Annotated in this window: 12 protein-coding genes; 6 read left to right on the top strand and 6 right to left on the bottom strand. The window is 71.7% G+C overall.

The window, feature by feature from the left end:
* The first annotated feature begins 114 nt into the window (after positions 1–114).
* The 3 genes from ccrA to OG990_RS35290 all read left to right on the top strand — a co-directional run bounded on the left by ccrA (position 115) and on the right by OG990_RS35290 (position 5,392).
* Complete coding sequence (gene ccrA / locus OG990_RS35300; RefSeq protein ID WP_386988451.1) at positions 115–1,470, top strand: crotonyl-CoA carboxylase/reductase; 1,356 nt, start codon at positions 115–117, stop codon at positions 1,468–1,470.
* A 285-nt stretch (positions 1,471–1,755) separates the two neighbouring features.
* Positions 1,756–3,018 (top strand): DivIVA domain-containing protein, encoded by a 1,263-nt coding sequence (locus OG990_RS35295; RefSeq protein WP_328419787.1) that lies wholly within the window; start codon positions 1,756–1,758, stop codon positions 3,016–3,018.
* Between the two features lie 178 nt (positions 3,019–3,196).
* Complete coding sequence (locus OG990_RS35290) at positions 3,197–5,392, top strand: hypothetical protein (RefSeq protein ID WP_406078451.1); 2,196 nt, start codon at positions 3,197–3,199, stop codon at positions 5,390–5,392.
* A gap of 121 nt (positions 5,393–5,513) precedes the next feature.
* Here the strand turns inward: OG990_RS35290 and OG990_RS35285 are convergent, their stop codons facing one another.
* Positions 5,514–5,870 carry a hypothetical protein gene (locus OG990_RS35285; protein ID WP_355609462.1) on the bottom strand — a complete coding sequence of 119 codons (357 nt, stop codon included), beginning with the start codon at positions 5,868–5,870 and terminating at the stop codon, positions 5,514–5,516.
* A 299-nt stretch (positions 5,871–6,169) separates the two neighbouring features.
* Here OG990_RS35285 and OG990_RS35280 point away from each other — a divergent pair, with 299 nt between their 5' ends.
* The 3 genes from OG990_RS35280 to OG990_RS35270 are packed head-to-tail and all read left to right on the top strand — an operon-like array spanning position 6,170 to position 8,368.
* Positions 6,170–6,949 (top strand): helix-turn-helix domain-containing protein, encoded by a 780-nt coding sequence (locus OG990_RS35280; protein WP_406081976.1) that lies wholly within the window; start codon positions 6,170–6,172, stop codon positions 6,947–6,949.
* Positions 6,940–7,134: a DUF397 domain-containing protein gene (locus OG990_RS35275; RefSeq protein ID WP_406078450.1), complete on the top strand. Its 195-nt coding sequence runs from the start codon at positions 6,940–6,942 to the stop codon at positions 7,132–7,134. Before OG990_RS35280 ends, OG990_RS35275 begins: the two co-directional genes overlap by 10 nt.
* Before the next feature lie 13 nt (positions 7,135–7,147).
* Positions 7,148–8,368, top strand: coding sequence for an AI-2E family transporter (locus tag OG990_RS35270; protein WP_406078449.1), 1,221 nt, complete (start codon positions 7,148–7,150; stop codon positions 8,366–8,368).
* A 13-nt stretch (positions 8,369–8,381) separates the two neighbouring features.
* Here the strand turns inward: OG990_RS35270 and OG990_RS35265 are convergent, their stop codons facing one another.
* From OG990_RS35265 to OG990_RS35245, 5 genes are all read right to left on the bottom strand, one after another.
* Positions 8,382–9,191, bottom strand: a complete 810-nt coding sequence (locus tag OG990_RS35265; RefSeq protein ID WP_406078448.1) for an alpha/beta hydrolase — start codon at positions 9,189–9,191, stop codon at positions 8,382–8,384.
* A gap of 66 nt (positions 9,192–9,257) precedes the next feature.
* Positions 9,258–9,581, bottom strand: a complete 324-nt coding sequence (locus OG990_RS35260; protein ID WP_355609432.1) for a hypothetical protein — start codon at positions 9,579–9,581, stop codon at positions 9,258–9,260.
* Positions 9,582–9,659: 78 nt separating this feature from the next.
* Complete coding sequence (locus tag OG990_RS35255; protein WP_406078447.1) at positions 9,660–11,450, bottom strand: 3-hydroxyacyl-CoA dehydrogenase family protein; 1,791 nt, start codon at positions 11,448–11,450, stop codon at positions 9,660–9,662.
* Between the two features lie 147 nt (positions 11,451–11,597).
* The gene (locus tag OG990_RS35250) at positions 11,598–12,662 is read right to left on the bottom strand and encodes an alpha/beta hydrolase (RefSeq protein WP_406078446.1); all 1,065 of its coding nucleotides are present in this window, start codon (positions 12,660–12,662) and stop codon (positions 11,598–11,600) included.
* A gap of 97 nt (positions 12,663–12,759) precedes the next feature.
* Positions 12,760–13,125 (bottom strand): FHA domain-containing protein, encoded by a 366-nt coding sequence (locus OG990_RS35245; RefSeq protein ID WP_406078445.1) that lies wholly within the window; start codon positions 13,123–13,125, stop codon positions 12,760–12,762.
* Positions 13,126–13,369: the final 244 nt, after the last annotated feature.

The following is a 13,369-nucleotide window of genomic DNA, read 5'->3' as shown; positions in this document are numbered from 1 at the left end:
ACAGGAGCGCGACCGGTGCCGGATGTGTCGAATGCCGACATGGCGGTCGTGCCCACCGGCGCCGACGATGGCAGCACCCGGGCCCGTGCGGGTGCGGACGAACCGGAGGTCACCGTGCAGGACATCCTCGAAGCAATCATGGCGGCGGAGGAATCGAGCGACCCGGACCGCGAACTGGCCGGCCTCGCCGGGCTGCCCGTACCGGAGAGCTACCGGGGCGTGGTCGTCCGCGCCGAAGAGGCCCGGATGTTCGACGGCATGGCCACCCGGGACAAGGACCCCCGCAAGGCGCTGCACGTGCAGGAGGTGCCGACACCGGAGCTCGGGCCGGGCGAGGCGCTGATCGCGGTGATGGCCAGCGCGATCAACTACAACACGGTGTGGACCAGCATCTTCGAGCCGCTGCCCACCTTCAAGTTCCTCCAGCGGTACGGCCGGATCTCCGAGCTGACCAGCCGCCACGACCTGCCGTACCACGTGGTCGGCTCGGACGCGGCCGGCGTGGTGCTGCGCACCGGCCCCGGGGTGACCCGGTGGGCCGCTGGCGACGAGGTCGTCGCGCACTGCCTCTCCGTCGAGCTGGAGGACGCGGCCGGACACGACGACACCATGCTCGACCCACAGCAACGGATCTGGGGCTTCGAGACGAACTTCGGCGGGCTGGCCGAACTGGCCGTGGTCAAGGCCAACCAGCTGATGCCCAAGCCGCGCCACCTGAGCTGGGAGGAGGCGGCCAGCCCGGGGCTGGTCAACTCCACCGCGTACCGGCAGCTCGTCTCGCACCACGGGGCCAACATGAAACAGGGCGACGTGGTGCTGATCTGGGGCGCCTCCGGCGGCCTCGGCGGGTACGCCACCCAGATGGCGCTGAACGGCGGCGCCATCCCGGTCTGCGTCGTCTCGTCGCCGGAGAAGGCCGAGCTGTGCCGCCGGATGGGCGCGGAACTGGTCATCGACCGGGCGGCCGAGGGCTTTCGGTTCTGGAAGGACGAGGAGACCCAGGACCCGGACGAGTGGAAGCGCCTGGGCGAGCGGATCCGCGAGCTGACCGGGGGTGAGGACCCGGACATCGTCTTCGAGCACCCCGGCCGGGAGACCTTCGGCGCGAGTGTCTACGTGGCCCGGCGCGGCGGCACCATCGTCACCTGTGCCTCCACCAGCGGCTTCCAGCACCAGTACGACAACCGCTACCTGTGGATGCACCTCAAGAGGATCGTCGGCAGCCACTTCGCCAACTACCACGAGGCGTGGCAGGCCAACCGCCTGGTCGCGCTCGGCAAGGTGCACCCCACGGTGTCCCGCACCTACCCGCTGGAGCAGACCGGCCAGGCGGCGTACGAGGTGCACCGCAACGCCCACCAGGGCAAAGTCGGAGTGCGCTGCCTCGCCCCCGCCGACGGGCTGGGCGTCCGTGACGGGGAGTTGCGGGCCCGGCACGAGGACGCGATCAACCGGTTCCGGGGGCACTGACCGGGCCGCAGGCCGGACGGACGAGCACCGGATGGCCATTGCGGTGAACGGCCATTGTTCTTCCACCCTATTTGTGGGATACCCAGCCGGATCGAACAAAGGGCCACGGGCACGTCCCGTGGCCCTTTTTCGTGTCACTCTCCGTGGCGTCCGACCCGCCCGGGACCTGCCAAGATCGCCGATTGGTCCGGCCTCGTCGATTGCGGGAGTTGACCATGTAAAGAGGACACGAAAGCTGCGCACCGCTCTTGCGAAGCACCCTGGGGCGTCTGCCAGTATGTCCCAATGCCCCAGCAGCAGTCCTCCCCTCTCGCGTTCTTCGATAACGCGAACTCGCAGCCAGATTTCACCGTTGGCCTGCGCGGATACAACACTCACCAGGTCGACGACTTCCTCGGCCGGATGACGGCCGCGCTGACCCAGTCCGAGCAGGCCCGTGCCGAGGCCGAGCAGCGGATGAACGACGCCCAGCGTCGCCTCCGCCAGGCCGAGCAGCGCATGAGTGCGCTGGAGCAGAAGCTCACCGACACGAACAAGCAGCTCGAAGAGAACAACCGGCCCACCCTCTCCGGGCTCGGCACCCGCGTCGAGCAGATCCTCCGGCTCGCCGAGGAGCAGGCCAACGACCACCGCAACGAGGCCAAGCGCGAGTCTGAGGGCATCCTCTCCGCCGCCCGCCTCGAGGCCCGTGAGATCACGGACAAGGCCCGCGCCGAGGCCGCCGCGATGAAGGCGAGCGCCGAGCGCGAGGCCGGCAACCTGCGCACCGCCGCCGAGCGCGAGGCCGCCGAGGTCCGGGTGCAGGCCCGCCGCGAGGCCGACACGCTGCGCGCCGACGCCGACCGCGAGACCAAGCAGCTTCGTACCGTCACCGCGCACGAGGTGGCCGAGCTGAAGTCGACCGTCGAGCGGGAGGTGGCCACCCTCCGGGCCACCGCCGAGCGGGAGATCACCCAGCAGCGGGCCAAGGCCGCCCGCGAGGCCGAGGAGAAGCGCGCCGAGGCGACCAAGCTGCTCACCGACGCGCGGGACAAGCGCGACAAGGACCTCCAGGCCCTGGAGCTGCAGCTCGCCGAGCGGCGGGAGAAGGCCGAGCGCGAAGAGTCCGAGCGGCACGCCGCCCAGGTCGCGCAGACCCAGAAGATGGTCAGCGAGGCCGAGCAGCGGGCCCGCGCCGCGCAGGAGCGCGCCAAGGAGATCGAGCAGCGCGCTGAGGCCCGCCGGGTCGAGTCGGAGCGCAGCGCAGCCGAGACGCTCGACAAGGCGAAGGCGCACTCGGAGAAGACGCTCAACGAGGCCAAGGCCGAGTCGCAGCGCCTGCTCACCGAGGCCCGCACCGAGGCGGAGCTGACCACTCAGGCCGCCCGCCGCGAGGTCGAGGACCTCACCCGGCAGAAGGACGCGGTCACCTCGCAGCTCGGTCAGATGCTCTCCGGGCTCGCCGGCATCGTCCCCGGCATGCCAGCCGCGGCCGCTCCGGCGGCCAAGCCGGAGGCCAAGAAGGCCGACGGCGGTCAGGAGCGGGCGACGGCGGAGACTGCCGGCTGACGCCAGGCGTCAGGTTGGGGCAACGACGGCGCGAGGTGACACCGGGTAACCGGTGTGACCTCGCGCCGTGTGCGTTTCCCGCCCCTTGGCATTCACCCGTTGCGTCCGGAGTGAAGTAGGTCCCATAAGGGGCGTCCGTATCGCCCCAGCAGGGGCCGTTGCGTGTGAGGATGGGGGCATGTCGCACGGCGAGGAACTGTTCGCACTCGGCGGGGACGTGACCACGGAGCCCAGCTTCGAGTCCGCTCTGCGGGGATACGAGAAGAAACAGGTCGACCGGTACGTCGCGCGTGCCGAGCACGAGATCGCGACCCTCGCCGCCGAACGGGAACAGGCGTACACACAGATCCACAAGCTCGCCGGCCAGGTCGAGGTGCTTCAGCGGGACCTCGTCCAGGTGCGCAAGCAGATGAACGTGGTGGACCGGGCCTCGTTCCGGCACCTCGGCCCCCGGGTCGAGTCGATCCTCGCCCTCGCCGAGGAGCAGGGCGAGGAGATCCTGTCCGCGGCGAACGAGGAGATCGAGGCCCGCCGCGCCGCCGCCGAGCACATCATCGATGAGGCCCGCGAGCAGGCCGCGCGGGCACTGAAGGACTTCGAGATCACCCTCGCCGCACGACGCGCGGAGGAGGAGCGGCACAGCGCCGCCCGGCGCGCCGAGGCGGAAGAGACTCTGCAGTCGGCCAAGGACGAGTCGGCGCAGTTGCGCAAGACGGCGCAGGACGCGCTGGCGAAGGCCCAGCAGGAGGCCACCCAGCTGCGGGACACCGCCAAGGAGATCCACACCCGGGCCCAGCAGGAGGCCACCAAGCTGCGCGAGGCGGCCCGCGAGACGCTGACCACCGCCCGGCAGGAGGCCAGCGAGCTGCGCGAGGCCGCGAAGGAGGTGCACGCCAAGGCCCTGCAGGAGGCCAAGCGGCTCACCGACACCGCGACCGAGGCCGGCCGGGCCACTCACGCCAAGGCGCAGCAGGAGGCCAAGCAGATCATCGACGACGCGTCGATGGCCGGCCGGGCCACCCGGGCGAAGGCCCAGCAGGAGGCGGAGCGGCTGATAACGCAGGCCACCGAGTCGGCCAAGCGCAGCCGGGGCGAGACCGAAGCGTACGTGCAGCGGATGCGCAGCGAGACCGAGGCGTACGTGCAGCACGCCCGGGCGCAGACCCAGCAGGAGCTGGGCGCCTGGCGGGCCGGCGTGGAGCAGGAGGTCAACTCCCGGCGGGAGACGGCCGACCGGGAGCTGGCCCAGCGGCGGTCCACTGCCGAGCAGGAGTTCGCCAAGCGTCGCGACGAGCTGGAAAAGCAGTACAAGTCCCGCCAGCACGAGCTGGAGACCGGTTTCACCAGCCGTCAGGAGGAGCTGGAGACCACCTTCAGCAGCCGCCAGCAGGAGCTGGAGACGGGCTTCATCACCCGGCGCGACACACTGGAGACCGAGTACACCACCCGCAAGAACGAGGTCGAGCAGGGCGCCGACGCGATCCGCCAGGCGGCCGAGCAGGATGCGCTGACCATGCGCCGGCAGGCCGAGGAAGAGTCCGCCGAGATGCTGAGCCGGGCCGAGACCGAGGCGGGCGACAAGCGCCGCGAGGCCGACGAGCATGTCGCGGCCTCCCGCCGCCAGTTCGAGGAGTACGCGGCCACCACCCAGCAGCACCTGGCCACCACCCAGCAGCATCTGGCTGCCACTCAGCAGGAGTCGGCGGCCGGCCGGCAGCAGCTCGCCCAGGTGATGCTGGAGATCGCCCAGGCCCAGCAGCAGCTCGCCGACCTGCGGCAGGAAACCTGGAAGTCCCGGCAGGAGTCCGACGAACTCCAGCGGCAGATGGCCGAGCTGCGGTTGCAGAGCGTCACCGTCTCGACCGTCGACGGGGCCGCGAGCGCGCCGGCCACGCGCGACGGAGCGACGGCGAGCGCGCCGGCCAGCGGAGACGGCTCGACCGCACCGGTTGCTGGAGACGGTCCGACCGCGCCGGTCGCTGGAGACGGCCTGACCGCACCGGTTGCTGGGGATGGCCGCGTGACCGCCCCGGCCACGGCGATCACCGAGGCTGCCCCGGCGACCGCCGGAGCCGCCGCGAACGGGTTCAAGGCCGAGCCTGCCGACGCCCGGCAGCCGGCGAACGCCGAGGCCGAGCCCGCCGAGCAGTCCACGACCCGGCCGGTGGCCGAGCCGTTGACCACCGTCGACGGCGGGGCGGCCAGCGCCGGGGTGGACGGCGAGCCGACCGTGGCCGCCGTTCCGGGCGAGGGTGGCCGGGGCGCCAAGCCGACCAAGATCACCAGCACCGGCGAGAACGGCAAGCGGCCGACCAAGCCGACCACCGACGAGCGCAGTGCCAAGCCCAGCAAGGTCACCGTCGAGAAGGACTGACCCGCACGGCAACAGCCCGGCCCCGACCGCGTCGCTGTCGAGCTGCCCCAGATCTGGTTGTCGAGCTGCCCCAGATCTGGGGCAGCTCGACAGGGCGTCGGAGCATCGGGCACCGGCCTGATCAGCCGGGCTGGCACGGCAGGTCAGGGCCCGGAGGCGGGTCGATGACCGGGCGGCGGAACGGGCCCCACGCCACGAAGCGTTCGAACAGTTCCCGAGGGGTCGGCCCGTCGTAGGGGTTGAGCTGGTACAGGTCGTGTGCCGCCTCGTGATAGAGCCCGGCCAGGTAGATGGTCAGGGCCGCCGGGTCCGCGTCGAACTCCGCCTTGAGCAGCAACCGGGCCTCCGCGCACGGCCACGGCCGGCCGTCGGCCCGGCAGCACCACATCGGCCGCAGCGGGGTGTGCGGCGTCCGTTCACCGCAGGCTCGGGGATGTGCGGGGTACGGCCCGAGCCGCGGGTGCGGCAGCCCGGCCATCGATGTACGCGCCCGCGACCGTCGGGGCCAGCCGGGGCGGCTTGAGCTGGGCATGGGGTACCTCCTCGACTGGGGACGGGAACGCGCCGCCGGGTGCGCGGGCCCGGTGGGGTGACAACCGGAGCTGCCGACGGCGATCCGGTAGGTGACAGTCTGCTGATCACACCGCTACGGTCGGAAGGCGTCGGCGCGTCCGACGGCGGAGCTGCGTCGGTTGCGCGACCCGCCGGGCGGGCCGGTGGAGACGACCCCCGACCTGCGGAGGCACTGTGGAAGGCGACGCCGCGCCGACGGCCGACATGATCCGCGCCCAACTGCGCCGGCTGCGCACCACCGCCGGGATGAGTCAGGAGGACTTCGGCCGGCTGGTGCACTACTCAGGTTCGATGGTGTCCGCGCTGGAGCTGGGTCAGCGCCCGCTGGACCGGCTCTTCCTGGCCCGCGCCGACGAGGTGCTGGCCACCGGCGGCCTGCTGGTCTACCTGCTCAAGCTCGCCGAGCGGGACGGCCAGCCAAGCTGGTTCCGGCCCTGGCTGGACGCCGAGCGCAGCGCCCGCCAGTTGCGCTGCTTCCAGCCCACGCTGATCCCCGGCCTGCTCCAGACCGAGAACTACGCCCGCGCCGTCCTTCGTGGCGACGAGACCCTCAGCACGGACGGCCTGGACAGATTGCTCGCCGGTCGGATGGACCGCCAATCGCTGCTGATCCAAGCCGAGCCGCCGCAGTTCGTCGCCGTCATCGACGAGCTGGTGCTGCGTCGCACCGGTGCGGAATTCCTAGGGCTGATGGTTGAGCAGGTCACCCACCTGATCACCTGCGCGGAGCAACCAAACGTCAGCGTGCACATCGTTCCGGCCGAGGTCGGGCTGCACCCAGGGCTGTCGGGCCCGTTCGTCCTTGCTCGGGGCGCGGACGGCGGCTGGGTGGGGCACCTGGAAAACCAGCTCGGCGGCACGGTGGTGGACACCGAGGATGGTCTGGCTACGCTGCTCGCAAGATGGGAGAGCGTGCGGAGCGATGCGTTGTCCCGCCGACACTCCATCGAGCTGATGAAAAGGATCGTGACGACATGGAGCTGAACGGCGCCGAGTGGCGCAAATCAACCCGCAGCGGCGTGAGCGGGGGCGACTGCGTCGAGGTGGCGGACAATCTTCCCGGGGTGGTGGGCGTGCGGGACAGCAAGGACCGAACCGGCCCGGTGCTGGTCTTCGCGCCGGCCGCCTGGCGCGCGTTCGTCGCCGTCGCCCGCCGACCCAACGCCTGACCCGGAGGTCCTGTTGCCGCAGAACGGCCCGCCGGCCGAGAACCCGGACGCGACGCCCGGTCGCCCGCCGGCCAGTCCCCCGCCGATCACTCCCCCGCCGATCACTCCCTCGCCAACCGAGACGCCACGCCCCGTGCCGATCCCCGACCCGGGCGTCGACCCGGACGAGCCGCCGGCCGTCCCGTCCGGAAAGTTCGGCACGCCGGGGCGTCCGCTTCGGCGCAACAGCTTCCTGATCGGCTTCACCGGCGCGGTCGGCGTGCTGCTGGCGTACACCCTTTATCTGGGGGTCCGCAACGCCGGCGGCATCCTGGTGCTGGTGGTGATCGCGCTCTTCCTCGCGGTCGGCCTCAACCCGGCGGTGGTCCGGCTGCGCCGCTGGAAGCTGCCGCACGGCCTGGCGGTCGCGGTGGTGGCGCTGACGGTGGTGCTGCTGCTCTGCGGCGGCGTGGTGGCGCTGGTACCGCCGATCGTGACCCAGTCCGGGCAGTTCATCGACCAGATCCCCAGCCTGGTCGAGGACCTGCGCCGCAACCCGACGGTCAATGACCTGGTGGAGCGGTACGACGTGATGGAGCGGGTGCAGAGCGCGGCCAACGCCCAGACGGTGGGCCGGGCGCTGGGCGGGGTGCTCGGCGGCGCCCAACTGATCTTCGGCACGGTGTTCCGGACGCTGACCGTGCTGGTGCTGACCATCTACTTCCTGGCCTACTTCAACCGGCTGCGCTCCCTGGGCTACGCGCTGGTGCCGCGCTCACGCCGGGAGCGCGTACAGCTGATCGGTGACGAGATCCTGGCCAAGGTCGGCGCGTACATGGTCGGCGCGTTGAGCATCGCGGTGCTGGCCGGCGCGACCACCTTCGTGTTCGCGTTGATCGTCGGGCTGCCGTACCCCTTCGCGCTGGCCGTGGTGGTGGCGGTGACCGACCTGATCCCGCAGATCGGTGCCACTCTGGGCGCGGTGGTCGTGAGCCTGGTCGGTTTCGCCACCAGCCTGCCGGTGGGTATCGCCTGCGTGGTGTTCTTCCTCATCTACCAGCAGGTGGAGAACTATCTGATCTACCCGAAGGTGATGCGACGCTCGGTCGAGGTCAACGAGGTGGCCGCCCTGCTGGCCGCGCTGCTCGGGGTGGCGCTGCTGGGCGTGGTGGGCGCGCTGATCGCCATCCCCACGGTGGCCGCGCTGCAACTGATCCTGCGCGAGGTGGTGCTCCCCCGCCAGGAGACCCGATGACCGGCCCCTGGGGTCAGTCGGCCTGGCCGGCGAGCGGTCCGGGGACGGGGACGTCGGCGAACGACGCCACCGTCCGGTCGGCGTACGCGCTGACGTCGCCGGCCTCCATCGGGCCGTCCCAGGTGGTCGGCAGCGGCACCGCGACCGCCGGGTTGACCCGACGGACGATCTCGTCGAGCACCCTCTCCGCGTCGCCGACCCAGAGGTGCTTGGCGCCCGGCACCCCCACGACCTCGGCCTGCGGCACCACGGCGAACCGCTCCTCGGCCTCCGCCGGGCGCAGGTAGTCGTCGAACTCCGGCACCAGGGCCACCAGCGGCCGACCGGAGGCGGCCCAGGTGGCCAGGTCTTCGGGGGCCGAGAAGCGCAGCGGCGGGGAGAGCAGGATCGCGCCGGCGATCGCCGGGTCGCAGCCGTACTTGAGCGCCAGGTCGGTGCCGAACGACCAGCCGACCAGCCAGATGTTCGGCAGTTCGGCGAACTCCGCGTACTCGATGGCGGCAGCCACGTCGAAGCGCTCGCCGACGGCCCCGTCGAAGGCCCCCTCGCTGGTGCCGCGCACGCTGCTGGTCCCCCGGGTGTTGAACCGGAGCACGGCCACGTCGGCCAGCGCTGGCAACCGCCAGGCCGCCTTTCGGAACACGTGGCTGTCCATCATCCCGCCGTGGGTCGGCAGCGGGTGCAGACAGACCAGGGTGGCCACCGGCGGCCGGTCGGCCGGCACGGCCAACTCGCCGACCAGCCGCAGACCATCGGCGGTGTGCAGCTCGATGTCCTCCCGGCGGCCGGGCAGGATCGACGACGCGCGGATCGCTGTGCTCACCGCTCAAGTCTGTCGCGAAGTCACCGCCGCCGCCCGCCCAGGCACGAACAGGGTGATCCAGGTCGCTCAGTAGCGCGGAGTGCCCCGGCCGCGCTGCACCGCCGGGCCACGCCGGTCGCGAGCGCGCCAGCAGCCGCTGTGCCAGTGCCGCCGGTCGGTGAGGTCACCAAGGCCGTCCGCCGGCCAGGCCACCAGGTGCGCCACGCCGGGCCGAATCTCCTGGTTACAGCCGGGGCAACGGTACGTCTTGACCGACGCCCCCGCGCCGATCCCGCGTACCTGCCAGGCGCCGTCGGTCCACTGCTGCACCGAGGCGACGCCCTGCCGGACCCGGTCGTCGTCCAGGTTGGCGTTCTCGTCCCGGCGGGGGCGATTGCGACGGGGGCTCACAGTCACCAAGCGTACGGTCCGACGGGCGGGACGGCCCCACGGCCGTCCCGCCCGACGGCTGAGATCGGCGTTGACCCGTCAGCGGTGCGAGTGGTCGCGGAAGCCCCGGCGGGTCTTGCGGCCCAGGTAGCCGGCGGTGACCAGGTGCTCCAGCAGCGGCGCGGGCGCGAAGCCCGGCTCGCGCAGCTCCAGGTACAGCTCCCGCTGGATGGCCAGCGAGACGTCCAACCCGACCACGTCGAGCAGGTCGAACGGGCCCATCGGGTAGCCACAGCCCAGCTTCATGGCGTGGTCGATGTCGTCGGCCGTGGAGTAGCTGGCCTCCAGCATCTTCACCGCGTCGTTGAGGTACGGGAAGAGCAGCGCGTTGACGATGAACCCGGATCGGTCGCCGCAGACCACGGCGGTCTTGCCCAGCGCGGCGCAGACCGCCCGGGCGGTCGCGGTGGTCTCCGGGGAGGTGCGGATGGTGCGGACCACCTCGACCAGCGGCATGATCGGCGCCGGGTTGAAGAAGTGCAGCCCCACCACGTCGGCCGGCCGGTGGGTGGCCATCGCCACGTCGATCACCGGCAGGGACGAGGTGGTGGTGGCCAGCACCACGCCCGGCTTGCAGATCTCGTCGAGGCTGGCGAAGAGCGCCTTCTTCACGCTCAACTCCTCGACCACGGCCTCGACCACCAGGTCGACGTCGGCGAGGTGGTCGAGCGCGGCCGACCAGCTGATCCGGCCCAGCGCGGCGTCCCGGTCGGCCTCGGCGAGCTTGCCGCGCACCACGCCCTTGTTCAGCGAGGTCTTCACCGCCTCGCAGACCTTCGCGGACTTCTCCGCGCCCCGGGTCACCGAGACGACCTCGTAGCCGGCCTTCGCGAAGACCTCGATGATCCCGGTGGCCATCGTCCCCGAGCCGACCACGCCAACCTTGGTGATGGCCCGCGCGCCGTCGGCGAGCGTGACCTCCGAGGCCAGCGGCGTCGCCTCGTCCGGTACGACCACCGGCGAGCCGGGCCGCTCGTAGGTGTAGAAGCCCCGGCCGGACTTCCGGCCGAGCAGCCCAGCCGTCACCATCTGCTTGAGCAGCGGCACCGGGGCGTGCCGGCGGTCCCGCCCGCCGCGCCGGTACATCGTGTCCAGGATTTCGTACGCGGTGTCCAGGCCGATCAGGTCCATCAGCGCCAGCGGGCCCATCGGCAGGCCGCAGCCGAGCTTCATGGCGGCGTCGATGTCCTCCCGGGTCGCGTAGTGCGACTCGAACATGCCGACCGCGTGGTTGAGGTAGCCGAAGAGCAGCGCGTTGGCGATGAAGCCGGCGCGGTCGTTGATGGTGACGTCGACCTTGCCGAGCCGGGCGCAGAGCGCCTCCACGTCGGCGACCACCTCGGGCGCGGTGACCACGGTGCGGACCACCTCGACCAGCTTCATCACCGGCGCGGGGTTGAAGAAGTGGATGCCGATCACCTGGTTGGGCCGGGTGGTGGCCACCGAGATCTCGGTGACGCTCAGCGACGAGGTGTTGGTGGCCAGGATGGTCTCCGGCCGGCAGACCCGGTCCAGCTCCGCGAAGATCCGCTGCTTCAGGTCCAGGTGCTCGGGCACCGCCTCGATGACCAGGTCGACGGAGTGCAGCGCGTCCAGCCCGACCGCGAAGTGCACCCGCTCGTGCAGGGCGTCCCGGTCCGCCGCGGCGAGCTTGCCCTTGGCCACCGCACGGTCGGTGGAACCGGTGAGGGTGACCCGGCCTCGCTCCAGCGCCGGCTCGGAGATCTCGACCGCCACCACGTCGATGCCATTGCGGGCGAAGACCTCGACGATGCCGGCACCCATGGTGCCCAGCCCCACAACGCCTACGGTGCTGAACTCGCGCGCCACGACCGGCCTCCCCAGACAGTCCGCACGACCACTGAACGGCCGCTAAGGTTATGCGCGCGAGTCTGCCACGTGACGCACAGTTGTCGAGGCGCCGTGGCATATTTCACCCACGACGACACCGTCTGACCGGGTTGCCGAGGCTCCGCTTCAGCTCGCCGGGACAGTGGTCAGCGCCAGCAGCTCCGAGACGAACGCCGCCGGCCGCTCCAGGTGCGGACTGTGCCCACAGCCGGGCAGCACCACCTCGTGGTACGCGCCGCCGGCCGCCGCGTACCGCTCCAGCACCGCCCGGGTCTGGCCGATCATCGGCTGCGCCGGGCAGTCCTCCTCACCAGGCCAGCCGGGCACCACACCCAGCGAGCCCAGGTACGCCAGGTCGAACAGCGAGGTGTCCGACACGATCACGTCGGCGTCGCCGCGTACCCAGGTGACCGGGGGCTTGTCGGCGACGGCCACCAGCTCGTCGGCGAGCCGGAACCAGGTCGGCGCGAGCGCGTTGAGCACCCCGCGCTCCCCCGGCGCCATGCCCGGCCAGTTCTCCGAGGACGCCGCCGTGCCGGGGTAGTTGTCGTCCCCGGTCGCGGTGGAGAGCAGGCTGTCCAACAGCAGTTCCTCGTCTGCGCCCAGCGACGCCGGATCAGCCACGTAGGTGGCCCGCAGCACGGCGCGTGGGCTGGTCTGGGCGTCCGCGCTCCGGTCGTGGGCGGCCAGCCGGGCGACGAAGTCCGCGTTGGCCGTGCCGGCGCCGGTCCCCGCGAAGTCGGCGGTGGTCGGTGTACCGACCAGGTCGCGGGTGCCACCGAAGCCGTACGGGGAGACCGGCGCGGCGAGCAGCAGTGCGCCCACCCGGTGTGGGTGGTCGACCAGCAGCCGCATCGCCACGCCCCCGCCGAGGGAGTGCCCGACCACCACCGGGCGGGCGTCGGCGGTGCCGAAGAGCGTCGGGTCGTCCAGCAGTGCGGCCACGTCGTCGGCGAAGTCCGTCAGCCCTCGGGTGGCGTTCACCGGGGCGGTCTCGGAGTCGCCGTAGCCGCGCAGGTCCGGGGCGACCACCCGCAGCGTCGGCGGCAGCCGCCGGACCAGCGGCTCCCAGAACAACGCGGACGAGCAGTTGCCGTGGATCAGCAGCACCGGGATGCCGTCCGGCGGGCCTGCCACCCGTACCGCCTGGGTGATGCCGTTCGCCGTCACGGTCCGCTGCTCGGTCTCCATTCGCGGGATGGTGCCACGCCCGCCGACGCCGGTCCATGTGCCAGCCACCCATCCGCGGTCCGCCGCGAATGTGGCCCACCGGCATCCGAGTGAGGGGTCAGCGGCGCGCGGAGGGCGGTGTGGCCAGGGGCAGAGGCAGCGTCGGCCGGATGTCGCGCCGGGACAGGCCGAAGCTGAGCCCGACCGGATCGGTGTGGGCCACCCCCGGGTCGAACAGGCGCAGCTCGGTGCGGCCGATCCGGATCAGGTCGCCGTCGGAGAGTCGTTCCACCTCGGTGATCCGGCGGTCGTTGAGCCAGGTGCCATTGGTGGAGCCCAGGTCCCGGAGCGAGGCGCCCTCCGGGGCCAGCCACACCTCCGCGTGCCGACGGCTCAGGTGCGGATCGTTGATGACCACATGACCGGTCGGGGCGCGACCGATCACCTGCGGCTCGGCCCGCAGTCGAAAGCTCGCCCCGCGCATCGGCCCACCTGCGACCGTCAACAGTGGCCTCAGTTCCGGATGTTCGTCCATCGACAGTCATCCCTCCACCCACACCGTCACTCCGCGCGTCAGCCTGCCACCAGACGGTAATCGTCAATATTGACCGGCCGGTCAGCTCCGCGCCGCCTCCCGGCCACCTCCCGCTCGACGATTCGGACGGGCGACATCCGGCCCCAAGGCCCTGAACTGCTCTGATCAACGAGTGGGCGGGTCGATGCGACTC

Origin of the sequence: Micromonospora sp. NBC_00858, assembly GCF_045207365.1 — a bacterium.
Taxonomy (GTDB): Bacteria; Actinomycetota; Actinomycetes; order Mycobacteriales; family Micromonosporaceae; genus Micromonospora.
This window is presented reverse-complemented; position numbering and strand designations above follow the sequence as displayed.